8 protein-coding genes are annotated in these 13,061 nt (G+C 45.5%); 2 read left to right on the forward strand and 6 right to left on the reverse strand.

Translation table 11 applies throughout. The features are described from left to right. Positions 1 to 244: 244 nt before the first annotated feature. The 6 genes from aspA to GXP69_RS17355 form a co-directional block, all read right to left on the reverse strand. Positions 245 to 1,654 (reverse strand): aspartate ammonia-lyase, encoded by a 1,410-nt coding sequence (gene aspA / locus GXP69_RS17330; protein ID WP_163916655.1) that lies wholly within the window; start codon positions 1,652 to 1,654, stop codon positions 245 to 247. 36 nt (positions 1,655 to 1,690) lie between these two features. Then, positions 1,691 to 2,878 (reverse strand): ribonuclease D, encoded by a 1,188-nt coding sequence (locus GXP69_RS17335; RefSeq protein ID WP_163916657.1) that lies wholly within the window; start codon positions 2,876 to 2,878, stop codon positions 1,691 to 1,693. Positions 2,879 to 3,028: 150 nt separating this feature from the next. Continuing rightward, a complete protein-coding gene (locus GXP69_RS17340; protein WP_163916658.1) occupies positions 3,029 to 3,247 on the reverse strand; it encodes a hypothetical protein in 219 nt (72 codons plus the stop codon). Between the two features lie 263 nt (positions 3,248 to 3,510). Further along, a complete protein-coding gene (locus GXP69_RS17345; RefSeq protein WP_163916660.1) occupies positions 3,511 to 5,274 on the reverse strand; it encodes a M28 family metallopeptidase in 1,764 nt (587 codons plus the stop codon). Positions 5,275 to 5,413: 139 nt separating this feature from the next. Beyond that, positions 5,414 to 7,519 carry a T9SS type A sorting domain-containing protein gene (locus GXP69_RS17350; RefSeq protein WP_163916662.1) on the reverse strand — a complete coding sequence of 702 codons (2,106 nt, stop codon included), beginning with the start codon at positions 7,517 to 7,519 and terminating at the stop codon, positions 5,414 to 5,416. A gap of 106 nt (positions 7,520 to 7,625) precedes the next feature. Beyond that, positions 7,626 to 7,931, reverse strand: coding sequence for a hypothetical protein (locus GXP69_RS17355; RefSeq protein WP_204282086.1), 306 nt, complete (start codon positions 7,929 to 7,931; stop codon positions 7,626 to 7,628). A gap of 520 nt (positions 7,932 to 8,451) precedes the next feature. Here GXP69_RS17355 and GXP69_RS17360 point away from each other — a divergent pair. Both GXP69_RS17360 and odhB read left to right on the forward strand, forming a co-directional pair. After that, positions 8,452 to 11,202, forward strand: a complete 2,751-nt coding sequence (locus tag GXP69_RS17360) for a 2-oxoglutarate dehydrogenase E1 component (RefSeq protein WP_163916666.1) — start codon at positions 8,452 to 8,454, stop codon at positions 11,200 to 11,202. A gap of 107 nt (positions 11,203 to 11,309) precedes the next feature. Next, positions 11,310 to 12,881 carry a 2-oxoglutarate dehydrogenase complex dihydrolipoyllysine-residue succinyltransferase gene (gene odhB / locus GXP69_RS17365; protein WP_163916667.1) on the forward strand — a complete coding sequence of 524 codons (1,572 nt, stop codon included), beginning with the start codon at positions 11,310 to 11,312 and terminating at the stop codon, positions 12,879 to 12,881. Positions 12,882 to 13,061 lie beyond the last annotated feature (180 nt).

Below are 13,061 nucleotides of genomic sequence, written 5' to 3' on the forward strand. Positions count from 1 at the left end.
ACAGCGGTGCTTCGGGCCTGGCTTTTACAGTTAAAGCTAGGTGAGGAATGCGCAACCTTGCCTGCTCCATAATCCTTTATTCTTATAGCCATCGTATCCCTGTTGGCTGCTCGATCAAACAAAAGCCAATTGATAACTAATATTAAAAAAGGCGCCCCAACATTTTATTGAGACGCCTTTCTTTATAAGCCTATAGAAGTATCAGACATTTTCTAAACTATAGTCTGATATGAATATATGCGGTTTAGCTAGCTATGAATTTAGGATTTAGCAAGTTCTCTATGGAGAAGATCTCATCCCATTTAGATTGCTCAATCAGATTACGCTCAATTACTGTGATTTGGTGTACTGATTTACCAGTTTGCAACGCTTCTTTAGCAATTGAAGATACAGTTTCATAACCCAGGATTGGATTCAGTGATGTTACGATGCCGATGCTGTTCATTACCATATTCTTGCAAATCTCTTCATTTGCTGTAATCCCGATCACACATTTTTCTGTTAAGGTGTTGCAGGCATTTTGTAAGTAAGAAAGAGATGAGAATAAACTATAAGCTATAACTGGTTCCATTACGTTTAATTGTAATTGACCTGCTTCAGCTGCCATTGTTATAGTTACATCAGCACCTACAACATAATAAGCCGTTTGGTTAACAACTTCTGGTATTACAGGATTCACTTTTCCAGGCATAATGGAAGAACCAGGCTGCATACGAGGCAGGTTAATCTCATTAAGTCCTGCGCGTGGACCAGAGGATAGCAAGCGCAGATCGTTACATATTTTCGAGATTTTAATTGCGGTACGCTTTAATACGCCAGATACCTGCACATAAGCACCAGTGTCGCATGTAGCTTCTATCAGGTCTTCGGCAAGAACAACCGGAATGCCAGTTAGCTCTGCCAAATGTCGGGTCACAATTTCTGGATATCCTTCCGGTGCATTTATGGAAGTACCAATAGCAGTTGCTCCCATATTGATCTCACAAATCAGTGCTCTTGCTTCTTCCAGCCTCAGGATATCTTCTTTTATAGTTGTAGAGTAACCATGGAATTCGGCACCCAACGTCATTGGTACTGCATCCTGTAGCTGGGTTCTTCCCATCTTGAGCACTTCCTTAAACTCTTCCCCTTTCTGCCCAAATGCCTGTTGCAAGCTGTTCAAGACGCTTATTACTTTCCCAATCTTAACATATAATGCTAAGCGGAAAGCAGTAGGGTACGCATCGTTAGTTGATTGTGAGAAGTTTACATGATTATTAGGGTGAAGGTATTGGTAAGCTCCTTTCGGATGGCCCATAATCTCGAGACCAATATTTGCGATTACCTCATTCGCATTCATGTTTACAGATGTTCCGGCACCACCTTGTATCATATCTGTAACAAACTGGTCGAGGTACTCACCATTTATAAGCTTGTCGCATGCCTTACAGATAGCTTCGGCTATTTTAGGATCAAGTACGCCACATTCCAGGTTTGCAAGCGCTGCAGCCTTTTTTACATAGCCGAATGCCTGAATCAACAGGGGCTCTTTAGAGATCGGAATGCCGGTAATATTAAAGTTTTCTAAGGCTCTCAGGGTCTGGATGCCATAGTATACTTCATTCGGGATATCTTTCTCCCCGAGGAAATCATGTTCTTTTCTAAATGTGTTCATTCTATGCTATGTGTAATCAGCGTGATACAATGCATTTTACTCCTGGTTCTGCTGCGGAACAATAACAGGTGGCGGCAAATTTATATCCAGCCTGTCGGCTGTATCAAAGATAATCTGAGTTGCATATAGTTTAGTACAACGTAATTGGCCTGTATAACTATAGTCGTTTATGAGGCTTTGGTTTATTACAAGCCTGCCTGCAAACTCTCCGAAATTTTTAACTACATCAGCCTGAATTGTGGTTAGATCCTCTTTTCGCTTTTCTGTTTCTGCAGTGCGGAACGGGCGTCTGAATTGATTAACAGGGTAATCGAAGGAGATGTTATTGGCAGCGGCATCTTTCTTTGCCTGCTCCAACACGCTCATAAGCTTTTTCTCATATGATGAGCGCTTTAGTCTTCCGTGAATCCCCTTTGTGTGGTTAAGCCATTCATGTATATCAACGTTAGGTTCACTGGCTAACTCAACTAACGCATCGTTCGGAATAATGAATGGGGCAGGTTTGTTCATTTCCATGCCAAGTGCTTCACGGAACTGATAAAGCGCTTTTAAAATAAACTGACTATAATACGTAAGCCGGGATGCATTTCGCAGGCGAAGGTGCGGATTCTCAGATTCTGTGTAGCGCAGGTTTTCCAGTAAAATGTCTTCTTCCTGAAGCCAGTTTAATCTGCCAACCCGTTCAATTTCTGCAACTAGTTTGGTTTTTACCTGGTGCAGGTAAACCACATCCAGTGCGGCATAGTGTAGTTGCTGCTCCGTTAGCGGGCGTTTATTCCAGTTACTCGATTGCTGCGACTTATCAATTTCGATACCGAACTCTTCTTTCAGAACTGTGGCAAGCGATGAGCGCTCATAGTTTAGAATCTTAGCTGCTACATCAGTATCCATCACATTTCGGATTCGGCATCCCATTTTATCAAGTAATAAAATGTCGTTGTTAGAGTGATGGATTATTTTGGTTATAGTCTGGTCCTCAAAAAGCGTGAAGAGCAGCCTTAAATTTTCAATTTCAAAGGGATCGATAATATAGCACCGTCCGTTGCCAGCCGTAATCTGTACCAGGCACAGATTAAAGCCATAGGTAAACCGGTTCTGATCAAATTCCAGGTCAAGCGCTAGCTCTTTATAGTTACTCAAATCAGCTACAGCCTGAGCAAGGCCCTCAGGTGTACTGACCAACTCTATGGTGATTCTGTTATTCGTTAGGGTAGTAAATTCCATTCCCTAAATTTAACAAGTATTATACTTTGTGCACTATAAAAGCGGGGAATGTTTTGCTGAGGACCATCCTTCGGGATATGATAGTATAAAAGCAAACGTCTCTGCCTTAATAGAGCAGAGACGTTTAATAAATGATTAATAAAATATTTACTACTGCTGTCCAGGAGGCATTTCATCCACTACTCCATCGTTTACAGTAGTATCCTGTACGGTGGTAGTATCGGTTTCCATGTCCATATCAGTGTTCCTGTCCAACTGTGTATCAGTTTGTTCTGTAGTTTCTGTTTCAGTAGTATTGTCGCTACCGCCGCAAGCTGTAAATGCTGTAAGGGCAAACACAACCAGGGCTGATTTCCATAAATTTTTCATACTTAACATTATTAGTTAAACAACCAATTTTGTACATATTTATACGGCAGTGTCTTAAAAGTAACCCTGTTGCTATTGTATAATTGTCTTCTTTAAAGGTAACGGCCTGTCTGGGTAAGTGAACGGACCTATTTTAAGGCTTAGGGATTATTACAATGTTTTACTGCTATATATAGGTTAAATTAATAATGTTGACATAACTATAACTTTTTCATGATAAGTTATAGATGGGTTAGCTTCAATTAGACTATGGACTATAGCTCTTACTTAGTAGCTGCACCTTCTGGCTTAGCAGTACTTCCCTGCTCAGATAACATTTTGTCACGTCGCGCTTTAAACTCAGAGTTTTCGTACCACAACGGGAAGACAGAACCATTAGCAACGCGGTAACCAACTCTAAAGAACAACTGCAGATCTTCTACTGCTCCTTGCAGGTTCCAGTCTGGGTTTACTTCGTCTGATAGTTTATGGTAATCATTTGCGGTATAGTTGGCCTGCCACTTCTGTACATAGTCGGCAGGTTGTCCTTTGGCTTTTACCCCTGATTTGGCATACAAAGCAGGAACGCCCTTCTTGGCAAACTCAAAATGGTCGGAGCGGTAGTAAGAGCCGGCTTCTGGGGTTGTTTCCGGCACTATATGGCGGCCCTGGCTCTGTGCTTCCTGAGCAAGTATATCTTCCAGTTCTGAGTTTCCGAAGCCCATTACCACAACATCTTCGGTTGGGCCATAAGCATTCAGTACATCCATGTTAATGTTTGCCAGTGTTTTGTTCAGCGGGTATAGTGGGTTCTGGGCATAATATTTAGAACCTAACAGCCCTTTTTCTTCTGCTGTCACGGCCAATAGCAAAATAGAACGCTTCGGTTTTTGCGGAAGGCTGGCAAATGCTTTTCCAATTTCAATAAGCCCGGCTGTACCGGTAGCATTATCAAGGGCGCCGTTATAAATCTGGTCTCCTGTAAGCTGCGGATCTTTGCCCAGGTGGTCCCAATGGGCGGTGTATACAACGTACTCGTCTTTTAACTTCGGATCGCTGCCTTCTATTTTCGCAACTATGTTTCTTGACTTCACTTCGCGCAGTTTGTTTTTGATGCTGAAGTTTGCCTTTGCACCAAGCGCTACAGGTTTAAAATCTTTCTTGGCTGCGGCAGCTTTTAACTGCTCAAAGTTTTTGCCGGCAGCTGTAAAAAGTTGTTTTGCTTTTTCGTCGGTTATCCAGGATTCAACGGCAACACGGTCCATGTTTTTATTCGGGTTGCTAATGTCGAAGTTCTCGCGGCTCCAGCTTCCGGAGATTACCTCATAAGGATAACCTGCAGGGCCGGTTTCGTGGATGATAATGGCAGCAGCGGCTCCTTTCTCGGCAGCAATTTCATATTTATAGGTCCAGCGACCATAGTAGGTCATGGCTTTACCGCCAAACATGGTGGAGTCTAGTTTAGAAGGAACATTTGGTGAAGGAACAGGCGGGTCGTTAACCAGCATCACGATCGTTTTACCTTTTACATCCAGCCCTTTGTAGTCGTCCCAACCAAATTCGGGAGCTACAATACCATAGCCAACAAATACAAGGTCAGAATTTTTAACATCTACATTCGGTACAAAGCGTCTTGAAACAGCTACATAATCCGAAGGAAAGTTCAGGTTTATAGTTTTACCGCCTGCCGTAAAATTTGCATTTGGCTGGGCCGTAAAACCGAACATTGAAACTTCCTGTACATAAGTGCCATCAGGGTTACCTGGTTGTAAACCGATGCGTTTGAACTCACGTGTCAGGTAGTTAACCGTTGAATCCTCACCGGGTGTGGCCGGTCCGCGCCCTTCAAACTCATCTGAAGCCAATACCTCGATGTTTTTTAGGAGGTCAGTGGCGCTAATGCTGTTCAGTGCAGCGCTCATGCTGGCGGTATCAGCAGTGGCTGTGGTAACATCGGTGTCGTTTTCTTCAGCAACCTGGCGTGTATTCTCGTTGCAGCTAAAAGCTATGCCTCCGAGGAGCAGGCTCACTAGTATTGCGTTTCTCATAGTATGATTGTGGTTTAAATTCTGATATAATACAGCACTAAGGCTCCTGGCAGGTGCAAGAAGCCTTAGTGCTATAGTTGCAAACCACAATACGTGGCGTAGCGCATATAGATAATAAGTTAAATATAAGCGCTTTCCTTTATTGTTTCAAAAGTTTTGCCTGGTATATCTGATCGGGGGTTTTTACAGAGAGCACATAAAAGCCTGCTGCCTGTACCTGAGTAGTGTCAAGGTGGTAATAGCCATCGGTAGTGCGCTGTGCTGGCAAAAGGGTTTTATGTAGCACAGGCTTGCCGCTCATATCGGTCAGCGTTACCTGTACCGGATTGTTGCTGCCGGCAAACCGGATATAATCTGTAAAGGGATTTGGTACAGCCTGAACTATAGTTGATGGTATAAATGGTGCAACAGCACGCGTCTGAGAGTAACTATAGTCTCCGGAAAAATCCAGCTGCTTCAGCCTGTAGTGAAGTGTAGCATTATGCGCTGGGTTCTTATCAGTATAACTATAGAATTGGGTAATGTTACTGTTACCGGTCTTGCTGGCGATAAAATCCAGCACACGGTACGTTTTACCGTCTGTAGATACCTGTATCTCAAAGCCCATATTATCCTTCTCGGACGCTGTTTGCCATTGAAGTTCTACTACGTGTTGCCTCTTTTGCGCTTTAAAAATAGTCAGCTCTACGGGTAGTGGTAAAATAACCGGAGGAGCCAGCGTATAGGTGCCGAAACGATTGCTGTTAGTATGGCGCATAGTAGTCTGGTTTACCACAGTGCTTTGCACAGGCATGGCTTCGGAGTTGCGCCCCTTATTGTACAAACTATAGGAGTTAAGAGGTTTTGCTTTCAGTTCTTTTGGCAGAAAGGCAAGCTCCATGTCCATACTGAGTGCTGAAATGTCGTTTGTACCTGATCTGCTGATGTTATATTGACGAGTTATACTTTCAGTGCCATCAGATATCTCGGTAGTAACACCTGTAATGCGCTCAACAGTAATGCTGCCGGGATCAACGTTATTCCGGGTTAAGGTAATGCCGATGTTCCCAAAGTTCTCTGGCGCTGTTAGCGTAAGTGTTCTGCTGGTTTGCACGTTCCCGATAATGTGCGCATCGTCTGTTTCAAGTGTCGTTATAACAGCATTGTTGCCGAGCCAGAGCGTATGGTCTCCTGTATTAAGGTGGCTGTTGGTAACGCTGGTCTGGTTGCGGATAGTGACATCGTGCCGTAACTGTGCCTGCCCGGTGCCCTGGTAGTGCATGTTGTAAAAAGTGGTAGTGCCGTATAGTTGCTGTAGCGTATTTCCCTGCAGTATCACAGTAGAAGTACCCTCCTGAAATGTGCCGTTGTTTGTCCAGTTGCCACCGACTGTATAAGTTGCTGCGCCAGCTGTAACTGTGCCATTGTTAACTATATCGCTGCCAATGACTATAGCTGTAGGCAGCGTAGTTTCAGATTGTAGCAGACCATTGTTTACCAGTTTACCTGCAACCGTGTGGCTATAGTTCCCGGCAGTCAGGCGGGCTCCGGAATCAATCTGCAAATCGCCTGAAACAGAAAGGTTGGTTGTAGTAACCTTGCGGCTGCTGCCTGCCAGTTGCAGATGGTGGTAAGCCAGCGGAGCTATCATTTGTGTAGGAGCAACGTTGCCGGTGTACTTCACAGTACCGGTGCCCTTTGTAAAAGTGCTTTTGCCACCCCGGTTATAGTTGCCAGCAATCTCCAGCATTGCATTCGTTGTCAGAATATCTCCGTCGTTCGTTATATCTCCTGTTACAGCTATAGTTCCGGCTATGTTTTCTACCTCACAGCCACTGCCTATAATAAAGGTAGCGGCAACTATAGTTCCACCATTATTAGTAAGGCTGGTGTACCTGCGGTCGTTTCTGGGGTTAAGTGCAAGCGTAGTTGTGCTGAGTGTAGCGCCAGGTGCAACTATAAGTTCAGATCTATCGCTGCCTTTGCTGCTGTTATGAGGAGGGTAAAGGTTTATGCTGGCGCTGGAGGCCTGCCCGGTTATTGTTATCTGGTGCCCTTCGTTAATTTCTACAGCGTGTATGCTTTGTGGTATAACCGATCCAACCCATGTGCCTGCGTCCTGCCAGTTGCCGCTTCGGGCCGATCTTATAGTTTGTGCGTGCGCATTATTAACTAGAAACAACAGGCTGATAATTCCTGTTATCAGCAGCAGTATATTTTTTCTCTGGCTGCCAGTTGCTGGGTGTTGTAACAACTCATTTTCCATAGTTCATAACAATTTATATGAGAACCTTATGCAATAAGATACCTACCGGGCCAGGCAGCCCGGGACTAATGAAACTGATGTAAATGAAATGGGTACTGTGGCGGGATTATACTCTATAATATATACGACTCATAGTACTGTCGTATGGGTCGTATTCCGGCCTTATCCTGTAAAAGCGCTTTTCCAGTATTTTCAAACTCTGAATTTTCTCCAGCATAAAGCAATGCCATCCTACTTTCGCCCCCGGGTTGCTGGCAATCTCGGTGCTCCAGCCGCACAAGCAATCTTCTTTCTGCTGATTTTGCCCCAACAGGTGTGGCTCAACGAGGTACAACTGACTGTTATAGTAAAATTGTATAAACAGCCTTGCACCGATCGCTTTCGATAACTCTTCCAGCATTATGTTGCTCATAGCTGATTCCTCCTTTTGCATAGTATGCTACTCTGGCTGTTCACTTTTTATATTGTAAAACAGCGCTTCTCCTGTTTGTTTATGAAAGCTACCTATACAATTAGGCAATTAACAGGAAACAATTCTGTAAAAAGTAACTTTGTATTTATGGGTGATTTATGTACTGTTTAGTGTGTAATTGTTTTTACTACGCTTTTGAGGATGTTTTTAAAGGTAAGGACAAGCGTTGAAAGTAACATTTTATAGTTTGGGTAGCTGTAGTTGTAGGTTGTATTTGGAATGGTGTGCATAAAGGCTTTCACAGAATGCTTAGAACCGCTCAACCCTATATTGAGTATACCTTAGCTTAGGTTCTGACAAAAGCTTTTGCTGCTTAATACAATATGTGCCTCTGTTTTAGCTATATAGTACAGGGGTATGTATTTGTTATACAGGCGTATTTGCTTATGCGATTATGTGAAATTTGTTTTTTAAATAATACTTCTAACTTTGCTGATATCACATGCAGTAGTTCTACACTATGGATAAATATACTTACATCGCCAATGCGCATGGCGATTATATAGACGAGCTATACAAAGCTTATCAGCAGGATCCGGAATCGGTGGATTTCGGATGGCGTAAATTTTTTGAAGGCTTCGAATTCTCTGCTGCTTATGGCGAAAACGGCCATGGTGATGCTGCAGGTGTGGCAACTGCTCCTGCTAAAGGTGCTGCCAGCGAATCTGAGAAGGAGGTAGCAGTACGTAACCTGATTCACGCTTACCGTACGCGTGGGCACCTACGCTCTAACACTAACCCGGTTCGCCCGCGCAAAGATCGCAAAGCAAGATTAGACCTGGCAGATTTTGGTCTAACAGATGCTGACCTTGATACTGTATTTAAGGTAGGTGAGATTATTGGCATCGGACCCGCTACACTACGCGATATTGAGGCAGCGTTGAAAAAGATTTACGCAGGCCCTATCGGTTTTGAATACATGTACATCCGCGACCCGGAGGTATTGGAGTGGTTCAAGAAGAAAGTAGAGCACGATTCCCTGAATTTTAACCCAGGCATTGAATATAAAAAGCGTATCCTTTCCAAGCTGAACGAAGCTGTCGTGTTTGAGAACTTCCTGCACACGAAGTTTTTAGGCCAGAAGCGTTTCTCTTTGGAAGGTGGCGAAACAACCATTCCTGCCTTGGATGCTGCTATCGATAAGGCTTCTGAACTTGGAGTAGAGGAAGTGGTGATAGGCATGGCACACCGTGGCCGCCTGAACGTGCTGGCTAACATCATGGGCAAAACCTATGAGCAGATCTTCTCTGAGTTTGAAGGTACAGCCGTTCCGGACCTTACTATGGGTGACGGTGACGTGAAATACCACATGGGCTTCTCTTCCGAAGTGGTAACACCTTCAGGCAAAAAAGTGAATCTGAAGCTGGCTCCAAACCCATCGCACCTGGAAGCGGTGAACCCGGTGGTAGAAGGTTTTGTGCGTGCAAAAATAGATTGCATGTATGGCAAAGATGAAGATAAGGTATTGCCAATCCTGATACATGGCGATGCTGCCGTTGCTGGGCAGGGTATAGTTTACGAAGTTACCCAAATGGCAAACCTGGAAGGTTATAACACCGGTGGTACCATTCACTTCGTGATCAACAACCAGGTAGGCTTTACGACTGACTTCGAAGATGCCCGTTCTTCTATCTACTCTACAGATGTTGCCAAGGTAATTGATGCGCCGGTACTACACGTAAACGGCGACGAGCCGGAGTCGGTAGTATTTGCGATGCGCCTGGCAATGGAGTACCGTCAGCGCTATAACAACGATATCTTTATTGACATGGTGTGCTACCGTCGTCATGGCCACAACGAGTCTGACGAGCCGAAATTCACACAGCCACAGCTATACAATCTGATCTCGAAGCACGCGAACCCACGCGAAGTTTACAACAAACAACTTATCACACGTGGTGAGATTGATGCAGAGCTGGCAGCGAGCATGGATAAAGAATTCCGTAGCCTGCTGCAGGATCGCCTGGATATGGTAAAGCAAAAGCCATTGCCTTATAACTATCAGCAGATGGAGAAGGAGTGGCAGTCGCTGCGTCGTTCTACAGCCGAGGACTTTAACCAGTCTCCGGAAACGGGTATATCTGCGGAAGCTGTTGAGACGGTTGGTAAGGCGCTTACTACTTTGCCACAAGGCTTTAAGCCACTGAAGCAGATCGAAAAGCTGATCAAAGAGCGTAAAGAGATGTTCTTTGAAACCAGACAGCTGAACTGGGCTGCAGCTGAATTGCTGGCTTATGGTTCGGTGTTGCTGGATGATAGAATAGTTCGCTTCTCGGGCCAGGATGTGCAGCGTGGTACGTTCTCGCACCGCCACGCCGTATTGCACGATGCAACTACAAGCGCAGCCTACAACAGCCTGAACCACATGACAGAGAATCAGGGTTCTTTTGAGATCTATAACTCGTTGTTGTCAGAGTATGGCGTATTGGGCTTTGAGTTTGGCTATGCTATGGCTAACCCGAATGCACTGGTAATCTGGGAGGCCCAATTTGGCGACTTTGCTAACGGTGCGCAGGTAATGATCGACCAGTTTATCTCTTCCACAGAATCTAAGTGGCAGCGTATGAACGGACTTGTGATGCTGTTACCACACGGTTACGAAGGCCAAGGACCAGAGCACTCCAACGCACGTCCGGAGCGCTTCCTGCAACTGGCAGCCGAGAACAACATGTTTGTGACTTATATTACAACGCCTGCTAACCTGTTCCACTTTATGCGTCGCCAGTTGGCACTGCCATTCCGCAAGCCGGCTATCAACATGTCGCCTAAATCATTGCTGCGTCATCCGGCTGTAGTTTCCCCGGTAGAGGATTTCACCTCAGGTGGTTTCAGAGAAGTGATCGGTGATACATTTGCACAGGCCAAATCGGTGAAAAAGGTGTTACTGTGCTCTGGTAAGGTATACTTCGACCTGTTGGAAGAGCAGCAGAAGAATAACCGCAAGGATGTAGCCATTATCCGTATGGAACAGCTGGCACCATTCCCGAAAGTGCAGCTGCAAGCAGAGCTTAGCAAGTACAAAAACGCGAAAGTATACTGGGTGCAGGAAGAGCCAGAAAACATGGGAGCCTGGACCTATATCCTGCGCATTATGCGTAACGGTATAGAAGATGTAGTAGCCCGTAAAGCAAGTGCATCGCCGGCAACCGGTTACCTGAAAGTACACGCTAAAGAGCAGCAAGAGCTAATCGAGAGAGCATTTGCTATTTAATTAAGAATTATGAATGATGAATTATGAATGGTTGTAATCAACTATTTTAGTTCATCATTCAGGTTCATTCGTAATTCATAATTTGTAATTCATAATTCTAATAAAATATGAGCTTAGAAGTTAAAGTGCCTGCCGTAGGTGAGTCGATCACTGAGGTAACCATAGCCCAATGGCTGAAAAAAGACGGCGACCGAGTGGAGATGGATGAGGTAATTGCGGAGCTGGAATCTGACAAAGCCACATTCGAACTGCCAGCCGAAGCCGCAGGCATTTTACGCATAGTAGCACAGGAAGGCGATACCATTGAAGTAGGTGGTGTTATCTGCAGAATCGATCAGGATGGTGCTGCGGCATCTGCTCCTTCGGCCCCTGCTGCTGAGCAAGCTGCTGCACCAGCACCAGCTGCGCAAGAATCTCCGGCTGCGGCTACTGGCGGCGCTGGTGAGGCCGTGGAAATGAGAGTGCCGACCGTTGGCGAATCTATTTCAGAAGTAACTATAGCTAACTGGCTGAAGAGCGACGGCGACCATGTGGAAATGGACGAAGTAATTGCGGAGCTGGAATCTGATAAGGCTACGTTTGAGTTGTCTGCTGAGGCGGCTGGTACACTTCAGATCGTTGCGCAGCAAGGTGATACAGTAGAGATCGGTGGTTTGCTTTGCAAAATTGTGCCAGGTGCAGGCCAGGTAAAAGCTAATGCACAGGCCAATGCCAAGCAGGAACAAGCTACACAGCAAGTGGCTGCACAGGCTGCATCTGCACCATCAGGTGCACAAACTTATGCTTCTGGCACACCATCTCCGGCTGCCGGTAAGATATTAGCAGAGCGTGGCATCAACGCTGCCGATGTACAAGGCTCTGGTCGTGATGGCCGTATTACAAAAGAAGATGCGCAGAACGCACAGGCAAGACCTGCTGCACAGCCAGCTGCTGCTCCGGCTGCCAAGCAAGAGGCTGCTGCCCCTGCTGCAACTGGTGGGCGTAACTCTCGTCGTGAGAAGATGAGCAACCTGCGTAAAACAGTTGCCCGCCGCCTGGTATCTGTTAAAAACGAAACGGCTATGCTGACTACTTTCAACGAGGTAGACATGAAGCCGATCATGGACATCCGCGCCAAGTATAAAGATAAGTTCAAGGAGAAGCACGAAGTAGGCTTAGGCTTTATGTCGTTCTTCACGAAGGCTGTAACAGTTGCTTTACAGGAATGGCCAGCTGTTAATGCGCAAATCGATGGCAACGAGATCGTGTATAACGACTTCTGCGACATCTCCATCGCGGTATCTGCACCAAAAGGTCTGGTAGTTCCGGTTATCCGTAACGCGGAGCAACTGACGCTGGATGGCATTGAGAAAGAAGTTATCCGTCTGGCTAAGAAAGCGCGCGAGAACAAGCTGACGATTGAAGAAATGACAGGTGGTACTTTCACGATCACCAACGGTGGTGTGTTTGGTTCAATGATGTCTACTCCGATCATCAACGCGCCTCAGTCAGCTATATTGGGTATGCACAACATTGTACAGCGCCCTGTTGCCATCAACGGACAAGTAGAGATCCGCCCAATGATGTACCTGGCGCTCTCTTACGATCACCGCATCATCGATGGCCGTGAGTCAGTTAGCTTCTTAGTACGCGTGAAGGAGCTGCTTGAAGATCCGATGAGACTCCTGTTAGGCGTTTAATTTATTGAGATAAAGAAGGAGGGGTAAGCGAAGCAGTTTGCTCCTCCTTTTTATTGAACCCACCCCTAACCCCTCCGAGGAGGGGAATTGGGTACTGCTAAAAATCCCCTCTCGGGAGGGGTAGGGGTGGGTTTACAACTAGAGAGAAATCAAATACAAAAACGAGAGTACGGCTCTCCA

The organism is Pontibacter burrus (assembly GCF_010686685.1).
Classification (GTDB): Bacteria; Bacteroidota; Bacteroidia; order Cytophagales; family Hymenobacteraceae; genus Pontibacter; species Pontibacter burrus.

Bases quoted from the DNA above. Each gene is read 5' to 3' on its own strand.
- odhB (WP_163916667.1), top strand. From the start codon at position 11,310: ATGAGCTTAGAAGTTAAAGTGCCTGCCGTAGGTGAGTCGATCACTGAG.
- GXP69_RS17335 (WP_163916657.1), bottom strand. From the start codon at position 2,878: ATGGAATTTACTACCCTAACGAATAACAGAATCACCATAGAGTTGGTC.
- GXP69_RS17355 (WP_204282086.1), bottom strand. From the start codon at position 7,931: ATGAGCAACATAATGCTGGAAGAGTTATCGAAAGCGATCGGTGCAAGG.
- GXP69_RS17345 (WP_163916660.1), bottom strand. From the start codon at position 5,274: ATGAGAAACGCAATACTAGTGAGCCTGCTCCTCGGAGGCATAGCTTTT.
- aspA (WP_163916655.1), bottom strand. From the start codon at position 1,654: ATGAACACATTTAGAAAAGAACATGATTTCCTCGGGGAGAAAGATATC.
- GXP69_RS17360 (WP_163916666.1), top strand. From the start codon at position 8,452: ATGGATAAATATACTTACATCGCCAATGCGCATGGCGATTATATAGAC.
- GXP69_RS17350 (WP_163916662.1), bottom strand. From the start codon at position 7,519: ATGGAAAATGAGTTGTTACAACACCCAGCAACTGGCAGCCAGAGAAAA.
- GXP69_RS17340 (WP_163916658.1), bottom strand. From the start codon at position 3,247: ATGAAAAATTTATGGAAATCAGCCCTGGTTGTGTTTGCCCTTACAGCA.